The organism is Bacillus sp. AF23, from assembly GCF_020861455.1.
Lineage (GTDB): Bacteria > Bacillota > Bacilli > Bacillales > Bacillaceae > Bacillus > Bacillus halotolerans.
This window is the reverse complement of the sequence record NZ_JAJHVY010000002.1, coordinates 99,712-125,543: the sequence shown is the minus strand read 5'-3', so window position 1 is coordinate 125,543 and position 25,832 is coordinate 99,712. Positions and strand designations below refer to the sequence as shown.

The 25,832-nt window shown below is 45.3% G+C and carries 26 protein-coding genes and 1 other annotated feature (1 of these 27 running past the window's edge); of the genes, 6 read left to right on the top strand and 20 right to left on the bottom strand.

Going from position 1 to position 25,832, the window contains the following annotated elements; translation table 11 throughout:
- Positions 1-130: a binding site (T-box leader), on the bottom strand; it reaches 112 nt to the left of the window's first position.
- 54 nt (positions 131-184) lie between these two features.
- A complete protein-coding gene (acsA, locus tag LNN34_RS00615) occupies positions 185-1,906 on the bottom strand; it encodes an acetate--CoA ligase (protein WP_059291831.1) in 1,722 nt (573 codons plus the stop codon).
- Positions 1,907-2,066: 160 nt separating this feature from the next.
- Here acsA and acuA point away from each other — a divergent pair, with 160 nt between their 5' ends.
- From acuA to LNN34_RS00600, 3 genes are read left to right on the top strand one after another with little or no spacing between them, the layout of a single operon-like run.
- Positions 2,067-2,699 carry an acetoin utilization protein acetyltransferase AcuA gene (gene acuA, locus LNN34_RS00610; protein ID WP_069487059.1) on the top strand — a complete coding sequence of 211 codons (633 nt, stop codon included), beginning with the start codon at positions 2,067-2,069 and terminating at the stop codon, positions 2,697-2,699.
- 26 nt (positions 2,700-2,725) lie between these two features.
- A complete protein-coding gene (locus tag LNN34_RS00605; protein ID WP_044153834.1) occupies positions 2,726-3,370 on the top strand; it encodes an acetoin utilization AcuB family protein in 645 nt (214 codons plus the stop codon).
- Positions 3,367-4,533, top strand: a complete 1,167-nt coding sequence (locus LNN34_RS00600; RefSeq protein WP_044153833.1) for an acetoin utilization protein AcuC — start codon at positions 3,367-3,369, stop codon at positions 4,531-4,533. The genes LNN34_RS00605 and LNN34_RS00600 overlap by 4 nt, the downstream gene beginning before the upstream one ends.
- An 11-nt stretch (positions 4,534-4,544) precedes the next feature.
- Here LNN34_RS00600 and motS read toward each other — a convergent pair whose 3' ends face one another.
- The 13 genes from motS to LNN34_RS00535 form a co-directional block, all read right to left on the bottom strand.
- Positions 4,545-5,273, bottom strand: coding sequence for a flagellar motor protein MotS (gene motS, locus LNN34_RS00595; protein WP_215510249.1), 729 nt, complete (start codon positions 5,271-5,273; stop codon positions 4,545-4,547).
- Positions 5,263-6,081 (bottom strand): flagellar motor protein MotP, encoded by an 819-nt coding sequence (gene motP / locus LNN34_RS00590; RefSeq protein WP_044153831.1) that lies wholly within the window; start codon positions 6,079-6,081, stop codon positions 5,263-5,265. Before motP ends, motS begins: the two co-directional genes overlap by 11 nt.
- A 69-nt stretch (positions 6,082-6,150) precedes the next feature.
- Positions 6,151-7,155 (bottom strand): catabolite control protein A, encoded by a 1,005-nt coding sequence (gene ccpA, locus LNN34_RS00585; protein WP_024122513.1) that lies wholly within the window; start codon positions 7,153-7,155, stop codon positions 6,151-6,153.
- A 282-nt stretch (positions 7,156-7,437) separates the two neighbouring features.
- The gene (locus LNN34_RS00580) at positions 7,438-8,514 is read right to left on the bottom strand and encodes a bifunctional 3-deoxy-7-phosphoheptulonate synthase/chorismate mutase (protein WP_024122514.1); all 1,077 of its coding nucleotides are present in this window, start codon (positions 8,512-8,514) and stop codon (positions 7,438-7,440) included.
- A 235-nt stretch (positions 8,515-8,749) separates the two neighbouring features.
- Positions 8,750-9,076, bottom strand: a complete 327-nt coding sequence (gene ytxJ / locus LNN34_RS00575) for a bacillithiol system redox-active protein YtxJ (RefSeq protein WP_044153830.1) — start codon at positions 9,074-9,076, stop codon at positions 8,750-8,752.
- A gap of 24 nt (positions 9,077-9,100) precedes the next feature.
- Positions 9,101-9,556, bottom strand: coding sequence for a YtxH domain-containing protein (locus LNN34_RS00570; protein WP_044153829.1), 456 nt, complete (start codon positions 9,554-9,556; stop codon positions 9,101-9,103).
- Between the two features lie 30 nt (positions 9,557-9,586).
- Positions 9,587-10,006, bottom strand: coding sequence for a DUF948 domain-containing protein (locus LNN34_RS00565; protein WP_024122518.1), 420 nt, complete (start codon positions 10,004-10,006; stop codon positions 9,587-9,589).
- 162 nt (positions 10,007-10,168) lie between these two features.
- Complete coding sequence (gene murC / locus LNN34_RS00560; protein ID WP_199398264.1) at positions 10,169-11,467, bottom strand: UDP-N-acetylmuramate--L-alanine ligase; 1,299 nt, start codon at positions 11,465-11,467, stop codon at positions 10,169-10,171.
- Between the two features lie 246 nt (positions 11,468-11,713).
- Positions 11,714-14,587: a DNA translocase FtsK gene (locus tag LNN34_RS00555; RefSeq protein WP_229042498.1), complete on the bottom strand. Its 2,874-nt coding sequence runs from the start codon at positions 14,585-14,587 to the stop codon at positions 11,714-11,716.
- Between the two features lie 160 nt (positions 14,588-14,747).
- Positions 14,748-15,353 carry a YtpR family tRNA-binding protein gene (gene ytpR, locus LNN34_RS00550; RefSeq protein WP_044153826.1) on the bottom strand — a complete coding sequence of 202 codons (606 nt, stop codon included), beginning with the start codon at positions 15,351-15,353 and terminating at the stop codon, positions 14,748-14,750.
- Between the two features lie 16 nt (positions 15,354-15,369).
- Positions 15,370-16,179 (bottom strand): DUF1444 domain-containing protein, encoded by an 810-nt coding sequence (locus LNN34_RS00545; protein WP_024122522.1) that lies wholly within the window; start codon positions 16,177-16,179, stop codon positions 15,370-15,372.
- 15 nt (positions 16,180-16,194) lie between these two features.
- Positions 16,195-16,518, bottom strand: a complete 324-nt coding sequence (locus LNN34_RS00540; protein ID WP_010331513.1) for a thioredoxin family protein — start codon at positions 16,516-16,518, stop codon at positions 16,195-16,197.
- A 39-nt stretch (positions 16,519-16,557) separates the two neighbouring features.
- A complete protein-coding gene (locus LNN34_RS00535; protein ID WP_125825412.1) occupies positions 16,558-16,674 on the bottom strand; it encodes a hypothetical protein in 117 nt (38 codons plus the stop codon).
- 77 nt (positions 16,675-16,751) lie between these two features.
- Here LNN34_RS00535 and LNN34_RS00530 point away from each other — a divergent pair, with 77 nt between their 5' ends.
- The gene (locus LNN34_RS00530; protein WP_024122523.1) at positions 16,752-17,198 is read left to right on the top strand and encodes a YtoQ family protein; all 447 of its coding nucleotides are present in this window, start codon (positions 16,752-16,754) and stop codon (positions 17,196-17,198) included.
- A gap of 58 nt (positions 17,199-17,256) precedes the next feature.
- Here the strand turns inward: LNN34_RS00530 and LNN34_RS00525 are convergent, their stop codons facing one another.
- Positions 17,257-18,330: a M42 family metallopeptidase gene (locus LNN34_RS00525; RefSeq protein ID WP_059291824.1), complete on the bottom strand. Its 1,074-nt coding sequence runs from the start codon at positions 18,328-18,330 to the stop codon at positions 17,257-17,259.
- Positions 18,331-18,487: 157 nt separating this feature from the next.
- Between LNN34_RS00525 and LNN34_RS00520 the strand changes: the two genes are divergently transcribed.
- Positions 18,488-18,805 (top strand): PepSY domain-containing protein, encoded by a 318-nt coding sequence (locus tag LNN34_RS00520; protein ID WP_229042497.1) that lies wholly within the window; start codon positions 18,488-18,490, stop codon positions 18,803-18,805.
- A gap of 54 nt (positions 18,806-18,859) precedes the next feature.
- Here LNN34_RS00520 and LNN34_RS00515 read toward each other — a convergent pair whose 3' ends face one another.
- The 3 genes from LNN34_RS00515 to trmB form a co-directional block, all read right to left on the bottom strand.
- The gene (locus tag LNN34_RS00515) at positions 18,860-20,560 is read right to left on the bottom strand and encodes an NAD-dependent malic enzyme (RefSeq protein WP_044153824.1); all 1,701 of its coding nucleotides are present in this window, start codon (positions 20,558-20,560) and stop codon (positions 18,860-18,862) included.
- 82 nt (positions 20,561-20,642) lie between these two features.
- The gene (locus tag LNN34_RS00510; RefSeq protein ID WP_059291822.1) at positions 20,643-21,488 is read right to left on the bottom strand and encodes a YtnP family quorum-quenching lactonase; all 846 of its coding nucleotides are present in this window, start codon (positions 21,486-21,488) and stop codon (positions 20,643-20,645) included.
- Between the two features lie 70 nt (positions 21,489-21,558).
- Positions 21,559-22,200: a tRNA (guanosine(46)-N7)-methyltransferase TrmB gene (gene trmB, locus LNN34_RS00505; RefSeq protein WP_044153822.1), complete on the bottom strand. Its 642-nt coding sequence runs from the start codon at positions 22,198-22,200 to the stop codon at positions 21,559-21,561.
- Positions 22,201-22,396: 196 nt separating this feature from the next.
- Here trmB and LNN34_RS00500 point away from each other — a divergent pair, with 196 nt between their 5' ends.
- On the top strand, positions 22,397-22,675 hold the full coding sequence (locus LNN34_RS00500) for a YtzH-like family protein (protein WP_024122528.1): 279 nt from the start codon (positions 22,397-22,399) through the stop codon (positions 22,673-22,675).
- Here the strand turns inward: LNN34_RS00500 and LNN34_RS00495 are convergent, their stop codons facing one another.
- Positions 22,676-23,473: a phosphotransferase family protein gene (locus LNN34_RS00495; RefSeq protein ID WP_044156691.1), complete on the bottom strand. Its 798-nt coding sequence runs from the start codon at positions 23,471-23,473 to the stop codon at positions 22,676-22,678. It lies immediately after the preceding gene.
- 181 nt (positions 23,474-23,654) lie between these two features.
- Positions 23,655-25,811: a type I pullulanase gene (gene pulA, locus LNN34_RS00490; RefSeq protein WP_229042496.1), complete on the bottom strand. Its 2,157-nt coding sequence runs from the start codon at positions 25,809-25,811 to the stop codon at positions 23,655-23,657.
- Positions 25,812-25,832: the final 21 nt, after the last annotated feature.

The following is a 25,832-nucleotide window of genomic DNA, read 5'->3' as shown; positions in this document are numbered from 1 at the left end:
AAGCCTGAGCGGCTTTGTTTGCAAAAGCGGTTCATGAGTGTATTCGATATATCCGTCTGTGCTGATTTTCACCGGCCATCAGCTCTCTGGAACGTAAGGATATTCTACTTGTCTCAATCTTTACCTTTTCATATGAAGCTATATCATTTTTAACATAAATAAAATCCCGTGTCAACGGCGCCTTTTAATCCTCCATCGTTGACAGGTCTCCGGCCGGAAGATTCAGCTCCCACGCCTTAAGCACACGTCTCATAATTTTACCGCTCCGTGTTTTTGGCAGCTTATCCTTAAATTCAATTTCACGCGGAGCCGCATGAGCTGCAAGGCCTTGTTTGACAAATTGGCGGATTTCTTCTTTCAGTTTATCAGACGGCTCAAACCCTTCTCTGAGAGCGATAAAGGCTTTGATGATTTCGCCGCGCACGGGATCAGGTTTTCCAATGACCCCCGCCTCCGCAATTGCCGGATGTTCGACAAGCTTGCTTTCCACTTCAAATGGCCCGACACGCTCACCGGAGGTCATGATGACATCGTCCACTCTGCCTTGGAACCAAAAATACCCTTCATCATCCATGTAGGCAGAATCACCCGACACATACCATCCGCCAGGCATAAAATAAGATTCGTATTTTTCAGGGTTGTTCCAAATCGTGTGCATCATAGAAGGCCAGCCCTTTTTAATGGCGAGGTTCCCCATTCGATACGGCGGAAGCTCGTTCCCCTGATTGTCAACGATTGCTGCTTCTACACCGGGAATCGGTTTTCCCATCGAGCCTGGTTTAATATCCATGCAAGGATAGTTGCAGATCAGCTGGCCGCCCGTCTCTGTCATCCACCATGTATCATGAATCCGTTTATGAAAAACTTTATGACCCCATCTGATCACTTCCGGATTTAAAGGTTCACCGACACTCAGCACATGGCGGAGTGAAGTCAGATCATATTTGGCAGCCATCTCATCTCCGGCTCCCATCAGCATTCGAAAGGCAGTCGGCGCGCTGTACCAGACGTTTACGCCAAGCTGCTCAATCGTTCCATACCAGCTTTCCGGGCTGAATCGTCCGCCGACAATAACATTTGTCGCTCCGTTCAGCCACGGCGCAAAAATCCCGTACACCGTTCCAGTCACCCAGCCTGGGTCGGCCGTGCACCAGTAAATGTCCTCTTCCTTTAAATCAAGGACCCACTTTCCTGTCTGATACTGCTGAACCATCGCCTCATGGACATGAAGCACACCCTTTGGCGTACCCGTAGATCCTGATGTATAGTGAAGCAAATAGCCGTCTTTTTTGTCCATCCATTCAATGTCCAGTCTTGTGCTCTCATGCTTTGCCACTTCATCATAATGAATGATGCTTGTTCCGCTCTGTTCAGCCTGGCCGCCGACTATGAATATATGCTGTAAATCAGGCAGCTTGTCAACCGGAATCCTTTCCAAAAGCTCAGGCGTCGTGACAACAACCTTTGCCTCGCTGTTTTGAAGCCGGTCCTTAACAGCCCCCTCCATAAACGCTTCAAATAACGGCCCGGCGATTGCGCCGATTTTGATAGCGCCTAGCATAATAAAATAAAGCTCGGGTGATCTCGGCATAAAAATAAAAACGCGGTCCCCTTTTTCCACATTTCCATACCGTCTCAGCACATTCCCGGCTCTGTTTGTTTCTTCTTTCATTTCTTTAAATGTGTATTTTTCATCCCGTTTTGCGTCCTTATAATAAAGTGCTACTTTGTTTTTCCGAAAAGATTCGGCGTGGCGGTCTATCGTTTCATAAGCCGCGTTCAATTTCCCTGTCTTATGCCAAGAGAAATGTTTCTCCGCTTCGGACCAATCAAATTGCCGATACGTTTCATCGTAGTTTTCTAGGTTATGATCCCCCTCTATCGCTGGCAACGCTTTCAAATTCATGTCCAAACATCCCCCTTTGCTGAAGTTGTCACATTTATTATAGTATATATTCATATTCTTCTCAATTTTTAAAATATAAACCATGTTGAAAACGCTTTATAATTTGTTATTCTTAAAGGAGGCATGTATTTTTTATAGAAATTGATGGGACGGTGAATCAGTGGAACATCATAAAACATATCACTCTGCAAACATCAAAACAGCAACCGGCTCCTTACTGATAGAAGGGCCTGTCTCTCCAGAAGACTTGGCAGGTTATGAGTTTCATAAGGATTTGACCGCATTTCGGCCGCCCCGGGAACAGCATGAAGCATTAGTCGATATTGCCGGCCTTCCTGAGGGACGCATTATCATTGCCAGAGACGGCCAGGCCATTGTCGGCTATGTGACGTACCTATACCCTGATCCGCTCGAAAGATGGTCAGAAGGAAATATGGAGGATTTGCTTGAGCTCGGAGCCATTGAGGTGGCACCGGAATACCGGGGATGTTCTGTCGGAAAAACACTTCTGACCGTCAGCATGATGGACGAACAAATGGAGAACTACATTGTGATGACGACAGAGTATTACTGGCATTGGGATTTAAAAGGGATGAAAAAGGATGTGTGGGAGTACAGAAAGATCATGGAGAAAATGATGAACGCAGGCGGATTGGTCTGGTTTGCCACCGATGAGCCCGAGATCAGCTCCCATCCTGCGAACTGCCTGATGGCGCGCATCGGAAAAAACGTCAGCCAGGAATCAATTGAACGATTTGACAGGCTTCGTTTTTATCATCGTTATATGTATTAACTGACACTGACAAAGGGGAAAAGATAATGATTGTTGAGCAAATCATGAAAAAGGATGTCATCACATTAACGAAAACGGATACGCTTGAAACGGCAATACACAAGCTGAAGGAATTTCATATCAGGCATTTGCCTGTTATCAATGAAGACCGTCATGTGATTGGAATGATTACAGACAGAGATATGAAACAGGCCAGCCCCAGCATTTTTGAAGAAAGCAAACGCAGCCGTTTTCTCACACGAAGCGTTGAATCCATTATGAAAAAAGACGTCGTGTGCGCCCATCCGCTTGATTTTGTTGAAGAAATATCAGCCGTTTTCTATGAGCATGGCATCGGCTGCCTTCCAGTCGTGCAGCATCAAAAGTTAATCGGCATTCTGACAAAAACCGATTTGCTGCGGACTTTTGTGAAGCTGACAGGCGCTGACCAGCCCGGATCGCAGGTTGAGATAAAAGTAAATGACATCACAAAAAGCCTCGCCGATGTCAGCGGCCTCTGCCAAAGACTTCAGGTCAAAATACTGAGCGTTCTTGTCTATCCCCATGACGATTCCGGCGCAAAGGTGCTTGTATTCCGTGTCAAGACGATGAATCCGCTGCCGTTTTTGCAGGAATTGAAAAAAAACGGACATCTCATCGTATGGCCGTCAGAGCACAGGGATCAGCTATGAGGGACAGTGTGTTTATTTATTCTCCCTCTTATCAGACTTATATGTTTCATCAGGAGCACCCCTTTAATCAGCAGCGTGTTCTGCTGACATATGATTTGCTCAAATCGATGGATGCCTTTGACGAGGGGGATATCGTCAGTCCGCGGCTTGCTGCGCAAGATGAGCTGGCACTTGTGCATACGGACGATTATATTCAGGCAGTACAGCTTGCCGGCGCCGGAAAACTTCCACCCGAAGAAGGGGAAAGCTACGGGCTCGGCACTGAAGATACACCCGTCTTTGCAGGCATGCATGAAGCGGCCTCGCTATTAGTCGGCGGAACCTTAACAGCTGCGGATTATGTCATGTCTGGACAAGCACTGCATGCTGCCAACCTTGGGGGAGGCCTGCACCACGGGTTTCGAGGAAGGGCTTCTGGATTTTGCATATACAACGACAGCGCTGTAGCGATTCAATATATTCAGAAAAAATATCAAGCCAAGGTGCTGTATATTGATACGGATGCCCATCACGGAGACGGTGTGCAATTTGCGTTTTATGATAATCCCAACGTATGCACCCTGTCCATTCATGAAACGGGACGGTATTTATTCCCCGGAACCGGTCAGATTCAGGAAAAAGGCAGCGGAAAAGGCTACGGATATTCCTTTAATATCCCGCTTGATGCTTTTACGGAGGATGATTCATTTATTGAGGCTTACCAGACAGCAGCTTCAGAAATCGCCGCTTATTTTCAGCCGGATGTGATTATCAGTCAAAATGGAGCTGATGCCCATTACTACGATCCGCTGACGCATTTGTCGGCAACGATTGCCATTTACGAACAGATTCCGCGGCTTGCTCACGCTTTAGCGCATCAATATTGCGGCGGAAGATGGATCGCCGTCGGAGGAGGCGGATATGATATTTGGCGTGTGGTGCCCCGTGCCTGGGCCCGAGTATGGCTTGAAATGAAAGGGATCGATCCGGGACATGACATTCCATCTGAATGGATCGCAAAATGGCAAAAGCAATGCCCAGTCACCCTTCCGTCCAGCTGGAGCGATCCCGCCGATTTATATCCGCCGATTCCACGCAAGCCAGAAATTACAGAAAAAAATGCCCAAACCGTCAGCAAAGCGTTATATGCGATACGTTCAGAGCGTCAGGAAAAAACAAAATAAAAAAACGACCTTCACGAAGAGGTCGTTTTTGATTTTTTGATGACGATTTCTACACGTCTGTTTTCCTTCATGTGTTCATTTGTTTTGTTATCCTTTACAGGCTTTGTATCCGCATAGCCAACAGCGATAAACCGTTTCGACGGGAGTTTCTCTTTTGCTGTGAAATATTGAATGACTCCGCTTGCCCGTGCTGCGGATAGCTCCCAGTTGGACGGATACCTGTACGTTGAAATATTTCGGCTGTCTGTATGGCCCTCCACCTGAATATCATTTGGAATAGTCTGAAGAAGGACTGCAATTTGGTGAAGAAGCGTTTCGGCATTTTCCAACACTTTAGCCTCGCCTGAATCAAACAGCACCGCTTCCTGAAGAACGAGCACGACACCGCGTTCATCCCGCTTTGCTGTCATTTTCGCATTCAGCTGGTGCTCTTGAATGTATGTATTCACTTTTTGCAGCAGTTGATCCTGCTGATTCTCTTGCTTCTTTGCATCAGATGACGGCGTGTCTTTTTGATCGATGGCTGTTTGGTCTGGCTGAAGCCCGCTGCCTTCCTTTTGGATTGAGTCCACCGCTGCTTTAAATTTCTGCAGATCGATCTGCGACATCGAAAAAAGTAAAATAAAGAACACAAGGATCAGCGTCACCAGATCTGTAAAGGTGACCATCCAGCCCGAGGATGATTGATTGTTTTTCCCGTTTCCATTCCTTCGTTCAAAGCGGTCTCTTCTAAGCTTCATGTACAGATCCCTTTTTTGTCTTTACTTGACTATGCTGCTTCCGCCATTCTTCCCGAGAACTGAAAACGACGAGCTGGCTTTCCAGATTGCGCGGATTTTTCCCGGATTGTATCCCGATGATACCTTCCACCATCACCTGTTTGATGAAAATTTCACTTTCTGTTTTTTCTTCGAGCTTAGCCGCAATCGGGTTAAATACCATGTTTGCCAGCAATGATCCGTATAAGGTCGTCAAAAGTGCAACAGCCATATTCGGACCGAGCATATCAGGGTCATTTAAGTTTTTGAGCATCAGCACCAGCCCGACCAGTGTCCCGATCATGCCCCACGCCGGAGCAAATTCCCCCGCCTTCTCCAAAACACGCCGGCCTTTGCGGTGCCGTTCCTCCATTGCTGCAATTTCTGAATCCATGACAAGCCGAATCGTTTCTTCATCCCAGCCGTCAACCGCCAGAAGCAGCCCCTTTTTCAAGAATGGATCTCTGATTTCTCTGGCCTGGTCATCCAGTGATAAAAGCCCATGTTTTCGCGCATGATCGGAAAGGGATACGAAGGTTTTCACAAGATCTTTTACATTGTCTTCCTGGCGGATAAATGCCTGTTTTAACACAGTGGGCGTTTTTTTCAGCTCTCTCGGCGGAAAACTGATAAAAACAGCGGCGCAAAGCCCTCCTGTTACGATAAAGAAAGAAGTCAGATCTAGAAAAGAGCGGAAACCGCTTATTCCCGATCCGGAAATAATTCCAATCACAATAATAATCGTTCCTAACACAAAACCAACAGGTGTAAGATAATCAAAACGTTTCATCATTTCTCCTCACTCATACGAAAAAAGCAAGAATCCACCTTAGAGGTGAAGCTTGCTTTCTTGTTTTTCTTATGACTTGGTTGACTGTCTTAACTCTATGCGATGCGGCAATTCGACAATATGCTCTTCCACCGGCTCTTTATTCATGAGCTTTGTCAGCAGTCTCATGGCAACCGCGCCAATATCATACGTCGGCTGAACTACTGTTGAAAGCTGCGGCCGAACCATCAAGCTTAATCTCGTATTATCAAAGCCGATAATGTCGAGATCCTCAGGAATGGACAGGCCTTGATCCTGTGCGGCATGAATAATGCCGAGCGCCATTTCATCAGTTGCGGAAAGAATCGCTGTCGGTTTTTTGTCCAGGCTCATGAGATGCTGAAGCGCCTCAAGTCCGGAATCATACGTGTAATCACCTTCAGCGACAAATTGTTCATTAAACGGAAGATTCGCCTCTTCAAGCGCCCGTTTGTAGCCTTGCAGTTTCTTTGAGCGGTTGATCGGTTCTGTCATCGGGCCGGAAACAAATGCGATATCAGTGTGCCCCTTATCAACCAAAAGCTTCACCGCGTCATAAATCGCCTGCTCGTAATCAATTGCGACTGATGGTGTTTCACCTTGCTCTTCAACAGAAGCGGCAAGCACGATCGGCACTGGCGAACGCTTAAATTCCGCTACATGCTCGTCCGTAATGTTTCCGCCCATAAATACGATGCCGTCGACCTGTTTGCCGAGCATTGTGTTTAATAAGTGCAGCTCTTTCTCCAAGTTTTGGTCAGAGTTGCTCAAAATGATGTTATATTTATACATTGTCGCGATATCTTCAATTCCGCGCGCAAGCTCTGAATAGAAAATGCTTGAGATATCAGGAATGATGACACCTACAGTTGTTGTTTTTTTGCTTGCAAGCCCTCTTGCCACCGCGTTTGGACGGTAGCCGAGACGGTCAATGGCTTCCAAGACTTTCTTTCTCGTTGTCGGTTTTACATTCGGGTTTCCATTCACGACACGGGAAACGGTTGCCATGCTTACATTAGCTTCTCTCGCTACGTCGTAGATCGTAATATTGCTCATCCTAAAACCACTCCTTTTACTGGATACACTTATCCTTATCTATAGCATAAACACTTTATGTAGAGAAATGTCATAATGTCCGAATTTATGTCGTTTATGATTTGTAAGCGTAAGTCAGTAGTCTACATTATTTTTCATTATTCATCAAATTTAAATACTTCTCATGAAATTATACACGTTTTTATAGATGATGAAAACGTATACTTGAGTTTTATAATTAAATAAACGAGAAAGCGCAAAAAAAAGGCCGCATATGCGGCCTTTTGTATTGATCTCATTCCATTAGGCGTTGACTTTCACCATTGGTTTCAGTTCATTCAGCCATTTTTCGAATTCAGGGATCGCCATTTGCTGAGCAGAGTCAGAAAGTGCGACTGATGGATCAGGATGAACCTCTGCCATTACGCCGTCAGCACCGATCGCTAAAGCGGCTTTAGCTGTCGGAAGAAGGAGGTCGCGGCGGCCTGTTGAATGCGTCACATCAACAAAGACCGGCAAATGCGTTTCCTGTTTCAGAATTGGCACAGCTGAAATATCGAGCGTGTTTCTCGTTGCTGTTTCGTATGTTCTGATACCGCGCTCACAAAGGATAATTTGATCATTGCCTTGTGCCATAATGTATTCAGCTGCATTGATGAATTCCGAGATCGTTGCAGCAAGTCCGCGTTTCAGAAGGACAGGCTTTTTCACGGAACCTGCAGCTTTCAGCAATTCAAAGTTCTGCATATTACGCGCACCGATCTGAATTACATCAATGTAGTCAAGCGCTTCTTCAATATGAGCCGGCGTTACGATTTCGCTGATAACAGCCAGATCAAATTCGTCCGCTACACGTTTTAAGATTTGGAGTCCTTCTACACCGAGGCCTTGGAAATCGTATGGGCTCGTACGAGGCTTAAAGGCTCCTCCGCGGAGAATTTTAATCCCTTGTTTTTTAGCAGCCGCAGCCACTTCCGCCACCTGCTCATAGCTCTCAACCGCACATGGTCCGACGATAAATCTTTGCTGGCCGTCTCCGACTTTTTCACCTTTGATATCAACGATTGTATCTTCAGGTTTTTTCTTACGGGAAACAAGCAGCGCTTTGCTGTGATCTTCCTCCTGAAGCTCTAAACCTGCTTTAAAGATTTCTTTAAAAATGTGCTGGATAGTAGAATTTTCGAACGGTCCGTCATTGTTTTCAATGATTTTATTTAACATTGTGCGTTCTCTGACAGGATCAAAGCGATTGACACCTTGCGCTTCTTTCGCTTTACCGATCTCTTTCACAACATTTCCGCGCTGGTTGATTAATTTTAAAATTTGCAAGTTTAATTCGTCTGCCTGCTGCCTTAGAAGCTCTAATTCTGTGTTGCTCATTTTTTTCATCCTTTCCCTGCACATTCATTTTTTATTTTGTAGTTAACATGCATCTTACTATAAGTAAAACCAAATGGAAATACTGAAATACAAAATTTTTAAAAAAGTCTACTTTATTACCCAAACGCTTTTAAGTGATAAAGTAATGTATGATGCTATCGTACATGATGTGAAGAAAATGATCAATAGTTTTTTTCAAAAAAAAAAGCGCCAGATCATATCTGGACGCTTTTTTCTAGGACAGATGCTGCTCAATCGCCGCTTCTGTAATTTGTGAATGTGAGGTATGCCACTTTACTTCACCGTTTTGGATCACGAAAACTTGAGGGCTTTCGTGCTTGACTCCGTATGTTTCTGCGATGAAATTTGACAGGGGCCGTGCCTCTTGTACTTGCAGATAGTAAGCCGGCACTTCTTCATGATGATTTGCAAAGGCATTAAATTCTTGAAATGCGGCTTGGCTGATCGGGCATGTTAAGCTGTGCTTAAAAAACAAGAATGTGCCTTCCTTTTCTGCAATACGCTTAAACTCTTCCTCAGATTGAATTAGCTGTTTTGCCATTAGTCAAGTCTGCTCCTTCCGGGCTCAGCGGTTGATGTGCTCGGCCTGTTTTTGTGCATCTTTCAGCTCGTCTTTTACGTCTTCTTTCGTTTGGAGGACTTGATCTTTTGCTTCGTCAGCCGCCTGCATTGCTTCGTTTTTCATATCTTGCATAGCAGATGATGACTCGGTATTTGCAGATTTTGAACGGTCTCTTAAATCTTTGACCTTGTTCATGATCTGTCCTGACTGATCGGCAACAAGCTGTGTGATGTTAGATGTTTTGTCTTTTGCAATGCTGACATATTGTGTGCCTTTTTCTTTTGCGTCTGCCGTCATTTTATCTGTTTTATCCCGCAGAGCAACAGCTTGATTTCCGAGATCGTCGCGTAGTTCTTTCCCAGATTTAGGTGCTAGGAAAAGCGCAGTGGTGGCTCCGATGATTCCTCCGATTAAAGTACCGATTAAAAAATCTTTACTATTAATTCCATCTTTGCTCATCATTATTCCTCCTCAAAGTGTTTTTCTCTCTTAAAGAGCTGATTTCTTTCGCTTCCACTTCTCCCAAATTTCCATTGCTGCTTGGCTCCAGGTGACAACCTGATTGATTTTATCTTGGTTTTCTCTCACTGATGCCGATACAGACCCTGCCGCCTGCTTCATTGATGTATTGAACTGCTGTACAGAGGTTCCCACCCCTTGAACAGCATGAACGACCGTGTTCAGCTTTTCTGATTTTTCCTGAATATCTTCAGCCAAGCGGTTGGTCTTATGTAAAAGCTCGGCAGTTTCAGTGGTAATGCCTTTCATTTGTCCCTCCAGCCCTTCGAGCGTGGATGCAACATGTTTTAATGTCAGCTGCAGTGACTTTAGTGTTTTAGACAAATAGATCACTAAAACGAGAAATGCTACTGCGATTAGTGCAACGCTTAAATAAAGAATGATAATCATCTTAAACCTCCTTGCTGCAAGATATACTGCTGTTTACCCGATTTGTAAAATCATAAACATATCTGTTGGGCTGTATACATATTATTCTCCATTACATTTGAAAAATCCTTTAAGAGGATGTCTCTTCAGATAAATAAAAAGCAGTGAAATCACTGCTTTTTATTATGCCATGACGTTTTCGTAGGCTCTCATATATTTTTGGATATCTCCTGCTCCCATAAAGATGAGAACGGCTTTATCATGGGCTTTTAAAACAGATGTATCTTCTTCTGCAATCAGCCTGGCATTATGAATTTTTCCCTGCAGGTCGCCGATCGTCAGCTTTCCTGCGTTTTCCCGGGCTGACCCGAAGATGTCGCATAAATACACACAGTCTGCCCCGCTCAGGCTTTCAGCAAATTCATCAAGGAATTGCTGTGTCCGCGTAAATGTATGTGGCTGGAATACCGCAACGATTTCACGATCAGGGTATTTCTGTCTTGCCGCCTCAATCGTCACTTTTATTTCTGTCGGGTGATGAGCGTAGTCATCAATTAACACTTGGTTTCCGAGCTGTTTCTCATTGAATCTGCGTTTGACGCCGCCGAATGATTTGAGGCCATGTTTAATAACGCTGGCGTCAATTTCTTCATAATGGCACAACGCGATGACCGCCAATGAGTTCAATACATTATGATGGCCGTACGCAGGAATATAAAATGTGTCATAGAATGTATTGCGGACAAAGACATCGAAAGTTGTCCCTTCTGTGCTTTTTACGATGTTTCTCGCTTGAAAATCATTTTCTTCTCCTGTGCCGTAATAAACGACAGGCACATTTGCATGGATTTTCGGCAGATACTCATCATCCCCGCAGGCAATAATGCCTTTGTTAACTTGAAGAGCCATTTCCTGAAAAGCGTCAAACACATCGTCAATATTTGAGAAGTAATCAGGATGATCAAAATCAATATTCGTCATAATCGCGTAGTCAGGCTGATAGCTTAAGAAATGGCGGCGGTATTCGCACGCTTCAAATACGAAGTATTCGCTGTTTTCATTTCCTTGGCCTGTTCCGTCCCCGATTAAGAAAGACGTCGGTTTTGCGTTTTGGATGACGTGAGCCAGCAGCCCCGTAGTCGACGTTTTACCGTGCGCACCAGTAACCGCGACACTGGTGAATTTTTTCATGTAGTCACCTAAAAACTTATGATAACGAATCACCGGAATTCCGTCAGACATCGCTTTTTCAATCTCAGGGTGCGTGTCTGGGAATGCGTTTCCAGCGATAACTGTCATGCCGGGTTTGATGTTATCCGCGCTAAAAGGAAGAACAGTGATGTTTCTTTTTTCAAGCGCCGTTTGTGTAAAAATGAATTTTTCGATATCCGATCCTTGGACAGTATATCCATTATCATGAAGTATTTGGGCAAGCGGACTCATACCCGTCCCTTTTATTCCAACAAAATGATAAACAGTCATAATTGTACCTCCAACAAACGTCTATCTGTTCCCCAGTATATGACGTTCATTTCAATTTGCGACCGCGGCGGCTGAAAAGCCGCCTGACGGCGTATCCTTATATTTTTTGTTATGTTCAGTATCCGGTTATTTCTTTCCGATTAAACCTGAATATCACGATTTCTATGCCCATTTGCTGTAAAGCGGCATAGCTGTTAAATGCTCTATCCATTATCATACCATGTTTGCTGTGAAAATGAACCTATATTATTCGTTTATTAAATCACTTGCAGTGATCAGCACCTCTCGAGGCTTGCTTCCTTTTGCCTCAGAGATCATACCTTCCGCTTCCATCATATCAATCAGCCTTGCAGCCCGATTATATCCGATTCTGAATCTTCTTTGCAGGCTTGACGTGCTTGCACTGTTTTGCTCAACAACAAATTCGCACGCCTCATAAAACAGCTCATCCTCTTCCTTTAAGGCAGAGCCTTGTCTGACCAATTCTTCCTGTTCGAATAAATAAGCTGGCGGCAGCTGGTTTCTGACATGGGAAACGACACGGTCAATTTCCCGGTCCGATACAAAGTTGCCTTGAAGACGCACCGGTTTTCCAGAACCGTTCTCTAAAAAGAGCATATCTCCTTTGCCGAGAAGTTTTTCCGCACCAGCCATGTCAATGATTGTTCGGGAATCAACCTGGCTGGAGACAGAAAACGCAATTCTCGTCGGGATATTCGCTTTAATCAGACCGGTAATGACATCGACTGACGGACGCTGAGTCGCGACTAGCAAATGGATTCCGCAGGCTCTTGCTTTTTGAGCAATCCGGGCAATGCTTTCTTCTACATCATTTGGAGCTACCATCATCAAGTCGGCAAGCTCGTCAATGACCACAACTAAATACGGCAATTTTTCGCCCGTTTGGTGATCAGAGGTTAATTGATTAAAACGGTCAATATCGCGAACACCGGAATGGGCAAACAGTTCATAGCGGCGCTCCATTTCCTCAACGACCCATTTTAAAGCAGCTGTAGCCGCTTTGGCGTCGGTAATGACAGGGCTGACGAGATGAGGAATTTTGTTGTAAGGCGCAAGCTCTACCATTTTCGGATCAATCAGCAGCACCTTCACTTCGCTCGGATCAGCTTTATAAAGCAGACTCACTAAAATCGTATTGATGCACACGCTTTTTCCCGATCCTGTAGCTCCGGCAATAAGACCGTGCGGCATTTTCTTCAGATCAATGACAACAGGATTCCCCGAAATATCCAATCCAAGTGCTGCCGTAAGCGGTGACGTGCTCGTCCTGAAAGCAGAGCTGCGAATCATTTGGCGCAAATCAACCACCTTGCTCGTGCGGTTCGGCACTTCAATTCCGATCGTGTTTTTCCCCGGAATCGGCGCTTCTATTCGAATATCTCTGGCGGACAGGCTGAGTTTAATGTCATCAGACAGGTTGGTGATTTTATTCACCTTTACACCCGGTTCAGGGTGTACTTCAAATCTTGTGACTGACGGCCCTTGCGTTACATGTACCACATTGGCCCGAACGTTAAAGTTTTTCAAAGTTAAATCAAGCAGCTGACACTGGTTTTCTATCCACGCAGAATCGTCCTGAACTTGTGCTGGCGGCACATCGAGCAGTGCGACATTTGGGAACACATAGCTTCCGCGGCGCTCCCCTGCTTTTTGCTGTTTATGCGCATCGCTTTTCAGCATCATAACATTAAAAGGAACAGACGGTCCCTTCTGAAGTGCTGGACTTCGTTCAGGATTGTTACCCGACTTCTCGGTTCTGTTCTGCTGTTCTGCTGGGGCCGTGCGTCTTTCACCCGCAGAAACTTCTTCCTCCCGGCTTTCATCCGCCGCAGAATGGGATTGAGAATCCTCTTCTGTGCTATGTTCTGGTTCTGGATAGTCATTTATCTGGGCCGCGGTTGCTTCAGGCTGGCTGTTTTCCTCTATCACTTGAGCTGATGCAGCTTCCGGAATGATTTCTTCGTGAGCAGCTGTATGGCTGTCTGACAGTTCCTCTGCTTCTTGCCCGGCATCTGCCACAGTCCCTTCCTCGTATCGTTCATTATGCAAAAAAGGCTTTTCAAGCTCATGGAATTCCATTTTTTCTGCTGGGGCTGACATAGTGTCAGCAGTTTCTGGAATTTCACGAACGTTTCCTTCGTTGGCTGACGGCTCTTCTGCCTCAGTTTCAGCACCTGTCACAGCCTCTTCCCCATATCGCTCATCGGGTAAGAAATGCTCTTGGTTTTCCGTTTGTTCTGCTTGAGTTGAGGCGGTGTCAGCAGTTTCTGGAACAGCTTCTTCGCGGGCATATCCTTCGTTACCTGACAGCTTTTCTGCTTCCATTTCGGCACCTGTCACAGTCTCTTCCCAAGATTTTTCTTCGCGCAAGAAGGATTCTTCCTGCTGCATATTCATTTGTTTTGTTTCTTCTGACCGCATCTCAGCAGCTTTTGGTGCCATTTTGTCTGACAGCTCCTCTGCGGAGTGCTTTGCCATTGTTTCATTCGTGCTTTTTAGGACGCCAGAAGGCTGTTCTTCGAATCGGTCATATGAAAAGAGAGGCTCCTTCTTCTGTTGCTGCGGCGGCCGGTCCGGCATCGGATAGCTGCGTTCGCGTTCGATTTCTTCTGAAAGCAGCGTTACCTTCTCTTCTGCAGGTTCCGGCTTTTTTTGCACACCTTTTTTTCCCGCAGATTGTTTCGGCACGTCCTTTTTCACAGATGGTTTTTGATTAAATCCATATACAGGCGAAGGTATATTTGTCGGTTTAAAAGGTTTCTTGGCCGGCTCTGATTTTTCATATGTATGATGCTCTTTTTCATTATTTGTACGGTCTCTGTGCTGAGCAGCGCTCGAACGAGGCTCCGCTTGCGGTTCCTCCGATGGCGGGCGGCGCCTTCTCAAATCATTTTTTTGGTATCCGTCAGGCACAACCGGAAAACGGAACTTGCCTTTAGGATATTCGTAATATATTTTAGGATCTTCCATTCGTTTTAATTGTCCTTCGGAGTGATGCGATTCTGACTGTTTCGGAATTTGAGCAGGTTTTGTCTCCCGTTCAGCGTCCTCTTCACTCTCTCCTAAAAACAAATCAAAAAATTTATGAAGCCAACTCATAATTCATCTCTAACTCCCTTATAGTTTTCTGGGACGATTTTTAGTATACCACTGCTTGTCGGCCCAGAAAAGATTAAGCTTTCAGCAAAACAAAGCCGCTAAACAAGGGCTTAGCGGCTTTTTTTACATGATTCGATTTTTTCGGCGCGTTTATGGGAGTCTAAAACTGAAATGCGTCTCCAGCCTCATGGTCTCCTTCTAATACAAGGATTCCTTTTTCAGCCGGAGCGTCAGGCAATGCAAGCTCTTTTGCGGAGCAGATCATTCCGCTCGACGGTACGCCCCGAAGCTCAGCATCCTTAATGACGAGTCCGCTCGGCATTACAGCGCCGACTTTGGCAACGACAACGTTTTGACCTTGATCAACATTAGGCGCGCCGCAAACGATCTGAAGCGTTTCATCTCCTACGTTGACTTTACATACGCTTAATTTATCCGCATTCGGATGTTTTTCTTTTGATTCAACATATCCGACAACAAACTTTGGCGATAAATCAACGACTAATGTTTCTTCAATGCCGTTTCTGTTTAGCATTTCATTCACATCTTGAACGAATGTTTCTGAAAGGGCAACAGGGCCGTTTTCATCAATGGTTAAGTATGAAGACGCGTTAAAGATGTTAAAACCCGTCGTTTCATTTGTTTCGCTATTGAAAATTTTGACGACGTCGCCGTGTTTTTCATAGCCTACTTGCTCGCGCGTTACGTCTTTTAGAGAGATCAGAAGTGTATCTCCCACACCTTCTTTATTATAAAAAGCGTTCATAAGTAAAAAATCCTTTCTAATCCTTTTTCGGACGGCTTTTTGCCAAGATAAACACCGGCTCCAGCTTTCCTTCATTGTACAGGAAAGAAAGCGCCGTAATCGGAACGGTGCCGCCTGCAAAGAAGCTCATCGACATTTGTCCTAAAATATCATACCCTGATTCATTCCGAATGTCAGCAAGTATCAAAACGTCCTGATGCGGAACAGAGATCGCAAGCTCACCTTTAGCATTTTGTTTATACTCATTTAAAATCGCTTCGTTCAGAATCCGGCTGGCGTCGTAACCGTCGTTTGCTCTGAAGAAGTAAAAGAGATTGCCGGCAACTGTATCCTCTTTGACAACCGTCGGCAGAGAGCGGAGGTTAAACGCAGCCGTTTCTCTGATCCGCTCCCTTGTCCAGTTTTCTTTCTCCAGCATGCGCTGATCAATTAAACGATAGGTTTTGCCCAGATCAAGCGCATAGTAAATTCTTGTTTCTGCGGTATGATCGTCATAAATAAGCGGAATCTCTTCGCTGGACTTGTCCGGAAAAGAGGTTGAGCGGATGACCGGATAAATGCGGCTTTCCTTCCCGGTTATTTCCTGCGACTTCCCTTCCATAGCTGTCATGGCTTCTGATACATAGTAAACGATCTCATCAATGGCTTCGTCTTTTTTCAGTTCCCATTTTGCAATAATCGGCGGCAGGTCGAGCGTAATTCCTTTTTTAGTTGTTTCATCCTCAACACGGAGGGTGTCTTTTTCTCTGTCAAATAAAAAGGAGCGATTCTCGTGCTGAAGGCGCTGTTTCAATATGTCTGACAGCTTCCTTGAGGTCATTTTCAAACCGGATATCCTCCTTTACGCTTTTGCGAGAGAGTCAGTTAAAAACTGTTCAATTTCTTCTTTTGTTTTGCGGTCTTTGCTCACAAAACGATTCACTTCTTTTCCTTCATTAAACACAACAAAGCTTGGAATGCCGTAAATCTCCCACTCTGCGCATGTATCAATAAATTTGTCGCGGTCTACATAGTAGTAAGTGAATTCAGGAAAGTCTGCTTCCAATTCCGGAAGAAAAGGCTCTACAAAACGGCAGTCCGGGCACCAGTCGGCAGAAAACATAAATACTGCCCAATCATCCTTTACCGCTTTTTCCAATTCTTGCGTTGTCTCGATTTTTTTCATCGGATATCCCTCCAGTTGTTTATGTTCTTACATGTTAGTTTATCGATACTCGTCCATTTGGATCATACCAAACTGCTTGCGGCAAAACCACTTATATGCAACGAATGAATATGTAAGATAAGCTTTCCCATTATCATTATCATATTTTATTTGCATTATCAAGCACGTTTCGTTTAACATCTTTTACATGAGGGTAAAATTGACAAATGGTCATACATAAGGAGGGATCCAGTTTGGAGTTTATCGTCTATTTAGCCGGAGAAATCCACAGCAATTGGCGGGAGGAAATAAAGGAGAAAACGAAGTCACTGAAACTGCCGATTACGTTTGTCGGTCCGATGGAGCATCACGACCGTTCAGACAATATCGGAGAAGAAATCATGGGCGCTCAGCCAAACGCAGTTTATAAGGACGACAAGGCCTCTGATATCAATAACTTCAGAACTGCCGTCTTGATGAATAAAGCCGACTTTGTAATCGCCTTGTTTGGCGAAAAGTATAAACAATGGAACACAGCGATGGATGCTTCCTATGCCATCGCAAAAGGCAAACCCCTGATCATCATTCGTCCTGAATCGCTCCACCATCCATTAAAAGAGCTTTCAAACAAAGCGAATATGACTGTTGAAACAGTGAACCAAGCCATTAAAGCACTTTCCTATGTATTTGAAACAAAATAAGAAAAAAGCTTGTCGACATGGCTTACAAGCCTTGCTCAACAAGCTTTTTCTCCAGATTTTACATATTTTCTTTAATTGCTTCAACTGTCTGCTTGTCACAGGCAGTTACGAGCTTTATCAGCATTTCTTTAGCCGCAGCGTAATCATCAATATGGATAATAGACGCATTTGTATGAATGTAGCGGGAGCAGATTCCGATAACTGCTGACGGAACGCCGCTGTTTGAAATATGCACTCTGCCTGCATCTGTTCCGCCGCCGGAAACAAAGTATTGATATGGAATCTGATGCGTTTCAGCCATATCCAGAACAAATTCTCTCATTCCTCGATGCATGACTGTCGTTCTGTCAAGAATGCGGAGCAAAAAGCCTTTTCCAAGCTGGCCAAATTCATTTTTGTCACCGCTCATATCGTTAGCCGGACTGGCGTCAAGCGCGAAGAACAAATCCGGTTTGATCATATGAGACGCTGTCTGCGCGCCTCTTAAGCCAACTTCTTCCTGAACGGTTGCGCCAGCGTAAAGCGTATTCGGCAGTTCTTTTCCTTGCAATTCCTTCAGCAATTCAATGCTCAATCCGCAGCCATACCGGTTATCCCACGCTTTTGATAATATTTTCTTTTCATTCGCCATAACGGTAAACGGGCATACAGGGACAATTTGCTGGCCCGGTTTAATGCCGATTTTGATGGCGTCTTCCTTATCATCCGCTCCGATATCAATCATCATGTTTTTGATATCCATCGGACGGTTTCGCTGAGCATCTGTTAACAGATGCGGCGGTATGCTTGAAATAACCCCCGGAACCGGGCCGTTATCTGTTTGAATTTCCACTCTTTGCGCCAGCAGCACCTGACTCCACCAGCCGCCGAGCGTTTGGAACCTCAGTAATCCGTTATCTGTAATGGATGTCACCATAAATCCGACTTCATCCATATGTCCAGCCACCATAATTTTCGGCGCGTCCTCTCCGCCTTTTCTGACTCCGAAAACACTTCCCAGTCTGTCCTGAACGATATCATCGGCATATTTGGCAAGCTCCTGCTTCATAAACGCACGGACCTGATGCTCATTGCCCGGCGCTCCGGGAAGCTGCGTCAGTGTTTGGAAAAGCGCTTTCGTTTCTTGATTCATGTTTTCCCCTCATTTCTATGTAGTTCTTTTATTTTATTAGAAAAAATTCTGTTTTCCAAGCACTCTGATTGAATCTGCTCAATGAGCCGCGTATCACTTAACAGGATTTGGCGGTTTCTGTATAATGAAAGTACGATCAATCAGGAGGTGCTTTATTTTGAAATTGCGTCATCTTCTTTTAGGAGCAGGACTTGGAATTTGTACGGCTGTTGTTGTGAATCAATATGTGATGAAGCCTTATATTTCTTCAGAAAGAGCGCTTCGTATCGTAAAATCCGCTTTTAAACAGCGGGGGCCGATTGATGGATCATGGATCTACACCCAGCCGGAGCCCTACAATGTGAATGGAGAAACCGTGCAGGTGTATAAGACCGGTGTTACACGGTCAGCTTTTGGAGAACTAGAGCAATATGAAGTGATGGTGGATGCGAAAACGGGGAGAATTGTAGATGTGATCGATACAATCGCGTCTTAACACCGGACAAGCGTAAAATAGGAGCCGCTGCCCATGCAGCGGCTCTTTTTTATATTATATCGCGCGAATTGGTTTGTATACCGGATACCACATCGCGTCCTGCACAGCCTGAATGATGTCCTCAGGCTCTTCAGTGGCCACGCCTTCCTTAATGGCGGTTTTAGCGACTTCAACTGCAACCGTTGCCGATACAGTCCGTAAATCCTCCACCTTCGGAAGCATCGGCGCGCCAGGCATGCCGACATTGACCATACTTGCGATCGCGCGGGCACATGCTTCAAACATGCCATCGGTGATTAATTTTGATTTGGTGACAATCGTTCCAAGCCCAAGCCCTGGGAAGACAAGTGCGTTGTTGGCCTGTCCGATATGATATGTTACGCCGTTATATTCCACTGGCGGGAACGGGCTTCCTGTCGTAATCAGCGCACGGCCTTCCGTCCATTCAATTAAATCTTGCGGCTTTGCTTCAGAAAGAGTCGTCGGATTCGACATTGGCAAAATCGCCGGACGTTTTACGTGTGACGCCATTTCTTTGACAATTTCTTCAGTAAAGGCACCGGAAACCGTAGATGTCCCGATCAGGATCGTCGGTTTCGCCTGCCGGACCACTTCAAGGAGATCAATGCCCCCGCCTTCTCCGTTACGCTGATAATCCTTCACTTCATCAGCCGAACGGGCATAAGGCTTTTGGAAATCGAGAAGCTGATCCATATCATCTGTTAACAGCCCGTTTCGGTCTATGCACCAGAATCGCTGGTATGATTCTTCCTCACTCAGCCCTTCGCGCACCAATGCTTCCCGCAGCTGTTCAGCAATTCCGATTCCGGCTGTCCCCGCTCCGAATATCACGACTCTGTGATCCTTCAGCGGGACTTTTGATGCTTTTGCACAGGATAAGACTGCCGCCAGTGAAACAGCGCCTGTACCTTGGATATCATCATTAAACGTACATACTTTATCTTTATAGCGTTTCAAGATGCTGCGCGCATTTTTCGCTCCGAAGTCCTCCCAGTGGAGCAATGCATTCGGGAATGTCTCTCTCGCAAGTGAGACATATTCATCAATAAATTGGTCATAGCGTTCACCCCGCACTCTGGAATGCTGGTTGCCGACATAAAGCGGATCGTTCAAGAGGCTCTCTTGATTTGTGCCCGCATCTAAAACGACAGCCAGCACTCTGCTCGGATCAATTCCCGCAGCGGCCGTGTATACCGCAAGCTTGCCAATTGATATCGCGATACCGCCGACTCCCCAGTCTCCGATTCCTAAAATTCCTTCAGCATCGGTTGCGACAATTAAATCGATGGCATCACTTTTGTCTTTAAACTGTTTAAATGCCTCTCTCATGCCTTCCGGGTCATCGATGGACAGATAGAGCCCTCTCGGCTTCCTGTATTCATGGCTGTATCTCTGAATGGCCGTACCTACTGTCGGCGTGTATACAATCGGGAGCATTTCCCCTAAGTGGTCATTTAACAAACGGTAAAACAGCGTTTCATTTCGATCGTGCAGCGCTGTCAAATAAACGTTTTTACTTAAATCATCAGGCTGTGAGGAAAACTGTTCGTACGCTCTTTTTGCCTGTTCATCAATGGTCAAGACCTTCGGCGGCAAAAAGCCATTCAATCCGAGCGCTTTTCTTTCCTCGTTTGTAAAAGCCACTCCTTTGTTCAAAAAAGGAACAGAGAGTACTTCAAGGCCTCTTAATGTTGTCTGAATGTCTCCTTCGTTCGTTACTTCAAATTGTTTCACCCTGCCTCTTCCTTTCTGAGCATAATTAGTACTAGGTTTGCTTTATTAGCCGGAAATCATGCAGGGTAAACATGAAAATATGCTATTGTTTCTTTCGTTTGAGTGATTCTATCATTCTTTCGTCCCCGTCCCATTTCAGTGCGCGATATTCGGCATCATGATAAAAAATAAACCATGCGTCTTTTTCCGCTGCATACGCCTGCCACTTTTGCTTTTGCGGTATAGAGGTCATCGGATAATCATCATAAGCCAGCACCCATAATGGATTGCGGTGGGCGTGTGTCGGCATCAAATCCGCCATATGTACCGCGGTTTCACCCGCATCCTCACATACAAGAACACAGTGGCCGTCACTGTGGCCCCCGGTATGATGCATTGTAACCCCCTCTGTTATCGTGCAAGTGTCGTCAAAGGTTTTCACTTGGCCGGCAACCGCCTCCCAGTTTTCTTTCCAGTAGGTATTTTTCGATCTGATATTCGGATGGCGCATTTCATTCCATTCCACAGATGAAGTATAAATAACGGCATTTGGAAAAACTGGCACCAGTTTATCTCCTGAGTATTCCGTCAATCCGCACGCATGGTCAAAATGAAGGTGTGTCATGGCGATCACGTGGATATCTTCAACTGTTAACCCGAGCGCTGCTAATGATGTTTTCACATTGGATTCTTGGGTCACACCGTAGTTTCTTTTTTGTTTCTCAGTCAGCTTTCCGGACCCGATACCGGCATCGACAATCACGTTTTGCCCGTCCTTTTGAATAAGAATCGGATCTGTCCTTAATTCAATCTGGTTTTTTTCATTGACTGGATATTTTTTTGACCATAACGGCTTTGGAACAACGCCGAACATGGCTCCTCCGTCCATGTGAGTCACCCCTCCGTCAAGCCAAGTTAACGTCGTGTTTCCAATTTTCATCGTTTCCATTTTCATCCCCCCTGTCATCATCGTAGCAAACAGCGCATAAAAAAAACAGACTCCTGTGTCAGAGTCTGTTTTACGCTCTCCATTCAACTTCAGCCCGATAGATCGGCTGGCCGAGTGCTGAGAATTTTTCTTCATATTCTGTCATGATGTTATCTTCCATATCGCTGTTATGCAGATCAAGACTGACATATGTCAGCAGCAGACCGTATTCCGAGAAGCTTTTCAGCGAGTACTCAAACAGGCCGCGATTGTCTGTTTTAAAATGAATTGCTCCGTCTTTCCCCATTACTTCTTCATATTTCTTAAGAAAATGGGAATACGTCAGACGGCGTTTTTCGTGGCGGTTTTTCGGCCAAGGATCAGAAAAGTTCAAGTACACCCGTTTGACTTCACCCGGCTCAAACACGTCTGTCAGCGTGTCCGCGTCTATATTCAAAAGCTTTACATTCGGCACTTCGCTATCTTTTACTTTTTGGACAGCTGTCACAATGACGCTTTTAAATAACTCAATACCAATATAATTAATGTCAGGATTTTGTTTGGCCATCCCGGAAATAAATTGCCCTTTTCCTGTACCGACCTCGATATGGATCGGATTGCTGTTGCCAAACACTGTATTCCATTTTCCTTTATAATCAGCAGGATTGCTGATGGCAATATCTGCGTTTTCAGCCAAAAAGTCATCTGCCCAAGGCTTGTGGCGCATTCTCATATGATTGACACCTCTATCTATTATTTCGACTAACAACATACCATGAATTAAAAAGACCCGCAAGCTTGTTTTTAAAGGTGTGCCTTCACATAAAAAAAGAGGTTCCCGTCTGTCGGAACACTCGTGTCTCATGCATAAAACCATCCTGTTTTGAACAATTTAACCCGTAAGATACTGAAGGGATGTGTACCGTTTTATGGGTTTAAATTACGAGAATCAAGTTGATCTATTGAAGGACATTTTGACTGACCATCAATTGGACTGCTGCGGAACCGTCGCAGAGTACGAACAGCTTGAACGTGTGATTAAATCGCTGATGGCAAACACCGAGCTCGATTCACACTTAAAAAACGTGCTGGAAGATGTGTACCGATACAGCCAATCAGGAATATCATCCAAATCCATCGACTCACACATACAAGAGCATCAGAGCAGCTTGTCTCAATGGGTAGAGGAAATGGATTCGTATTCCTGATTATTGAACAATCCGCTTCATCAGCATATGCAGTTCTTCCATTGCATCATGGAATTCTTTATCGTTTCCTTTGGATTTATGCCAGGCAATGAAAGTGATTGTTTCAGATAGCACATACCATGCCATTCTTAACCGAAGGCCGTCCGTTAACTCAATACCGTACATGCCCAGCCAGCTCTCCCAAGCTGGCTTTTCGACGTAGTGGTACAGCAATGGCCCCAAATCCATCGCCGGATCAGCGATCATGGCGCCGTCCCAGTCAATTAAATACAGCTGGTTGTCTTCAGACAATAACCAGTTATTATGATTGACATCACAATGGCAAACGACTTTCTCACCGAAATGCACCTCATGCAGATGATCTTCTAAATACTTAATCCCTTCTTGAATCAGCGGCGAAGATTGCTGCACAGCAAATACAGCCTGTTTAAGCTGAGACAGCAGAGTCCCTGGATTCAGCGGTTCCTTTCCAAGTCTCTTCAGCATGTCCAGCAAGGCTTTTGATGTGTGTATTTTACGAAGCAATTCAGCAACGGACCGTCCGCTCATGTCCTTCGGCTTCAGCTCTCTGCCGGTCATCCAATGCTGGGCCGTTATGACGTCCCCATTCTCCATCCGTTTTGTCCAAACCAGCTTAGGAACAATGCCTTCGGCGGATAAAACAGCTAAAAAAGGTGAGCTATTACGTTTTAAAAAAAGCTGCTGCCCGTTATGTTTCGCATAATATGCATCTCCTGTAGCTCCTCCGGCGGGGAAGATCTCCCAATCGCTACCTAGTAATTGTCCCAACCAGTTCATATCAATGTTCAACCCATCATTTCTTAAAATATTTTAGAATAAAGGCCTATTCGTCTTCAGTCTATCCAGCGAATGCCTTTTTCGTACGAATCGTATGAAAAATAAAAAAGACAGCTATTGAGAGTCTCATATGCTAATCAATAGCCGTCTTTTAAATTTTAGCGCTATAGCACAAACTTCGTCAAGCAAAACTCGTAAGATCTCGTGCTAAATATAAGATAACCGTTCCGATGCCGTTTACAGCAACCGCTTTCTTGATTTCTCCAGGATCAGCATGAAACCCGTCAGTATCACATAGAAGGCGGTAAGCCTTATCTTTCGGCAGCTGCCATGTAACAGAATCAGGGCTGGCATGATGGATGACAATGATTTCTTCCCATTCGTCGATTGCGCCGAGGTTAAACAGCCGGTATACAATAAGGTGCTCTTTGAGAGCCAGACATTCAAGGCAGCGCTGAATATCGGCTGATGACGTAAGCCGGAATGCCGGATGCGCTTTTCTGAGCGAAATCAGCCTGCGGACATAGTTAACATCCTGCTTGAATGTTTCACGCCGCGACCAGTCCAGCTGGTTGATGCTGTCACTGGATTGATAGCTGTTTTCCACCCCCTGCTTCGTCCGGAAAAATTCCTGTCCGCTGTGAATAAACGGCACTCCCTGGGCCAGCAGAATGATTGCAGACGCCAGCTTTTGCCTGCTTCTTTTTCGGCTCTCACTTTCTTGAGGAAGCGCGAGGCTCATTTTATCCCAAAATGTGTGGTTGTCATGCGACTCGACATAATTGATGGACTGGCTCGGCGCAGACACAAGCGGGGCTGTCTCTTTCCATCCGGAAGATCCGGCAATCCCGCGCATGACTGTTTCCGTTTGTTCGCCGTTCCCAAGGGCAAAACCCGCCGCCGCGATATGAAAGGTATTCCCTTTAACAGCGTCACGAAACGAATCATTAAAAAAACCGACGCCCGGCATTTTCGATGCATTCGCCAATGTCGCTTTCTGTTCAGGCGGCAGCGGTGTTGCCAAATCCCAGCCTTCCCCAAAGAGGAGGATTCCGGGCTTTACCTCAGATGCTTTTTCTTTCATATGAAGAACCGTTTCAATATCTAAAATGCCGAGCAGATCAAAGCGGAAGCCGTCGACATCGTATTCCTTCACCCAATACATGACGCAATCCGTAATGAATTTTCTTGCCATCCGCCTTTCTGAGGCGATGTCATTCCCTACGCCGGTGCCATTTGAAGGCATCCCGAATTGATCATGCCGGAAGAAATAACCGGGCACCGTTTTTTCAAAGGGCGAGTGCTCTCTTTGGTATACATGGTTATAAACAACATCCAGAATGACACGCAGGCCATGCTGATGCAGGGTGTGAATCATTTGTTTTACTTCTGTGTTTCTTGTCTGAGGGTCGTGAGGATTGGAGGCATAGCTTCCCTCCGGGGCGAAAAAATGAAGCGGATTATAGCCCCAATTGTAGGCGGCAAGTGGGTTTTCTTCATCAACTCCGGCATAATCGTTTAACGGCAAAAGTTCTATATGTGTAACGCCAAGCTCTTTTAAATAAGAAAGTCCTGTAGAACTGCCATTTTTCGTTTTGGTGTCCGTTTCAGCAAGCGCAGAATATTTCCCCTTGTTCTTCATACCGCTGTTTTCATGAATGGAGAAGTCTCGGATGTGCATCTCATAAATAATGGCATCAACGGGATCTGAAAATGGTGCAAGCGAAGGAGCCGAATTTGCTTGATCGGGGCGCAGCACAACACCCTTCTCTCCGTTGACCGTCACAGCTTTTGCATACGGATCAACCGTTTCTGTCCATTCTAAATTGTTGCAAATCCGGTACACATACTCATAACCGTGCAGATCTCCAGCCACTGTAACAGCGTATACTCCATTTTCCATTCGTGTCATTTGAAGCGTGTGCCCGCTTTTCTCGGGATGTGACAGCTTGACGGCAGCTGACGTCGCAGCAGGCGCCCATACCTTAAATTCAGTATAATCCGAAGTGTAAACAGCTCCGAGCTCTCCGTCATAATAAAATGCAGCATCAAACGCATCCGTCCTGACAACCGCCCCGATTTGGAGATCCGTTTTTCCGCCGCCGGATGCTTTGACATGATGCGTTTTTCCGAAAGTCACCGGCTGTTCAGCTACACATACATACTTGCATTTCCCTTCTATTTGCCATTCCTGACTGACTGTCAGAGGAATTTCCGCTGTATCTGTCTCAAGCTGAAAAGGCGGCGTAAAGGTATCTTTTTGATCAGCAGGAATCAGAACCGTAATAATATTCATTTCATCGGCATACGCTTCAAAGCTGCGTTGGATACTGACCATCAGAATCTCTCTCCTCCAAAA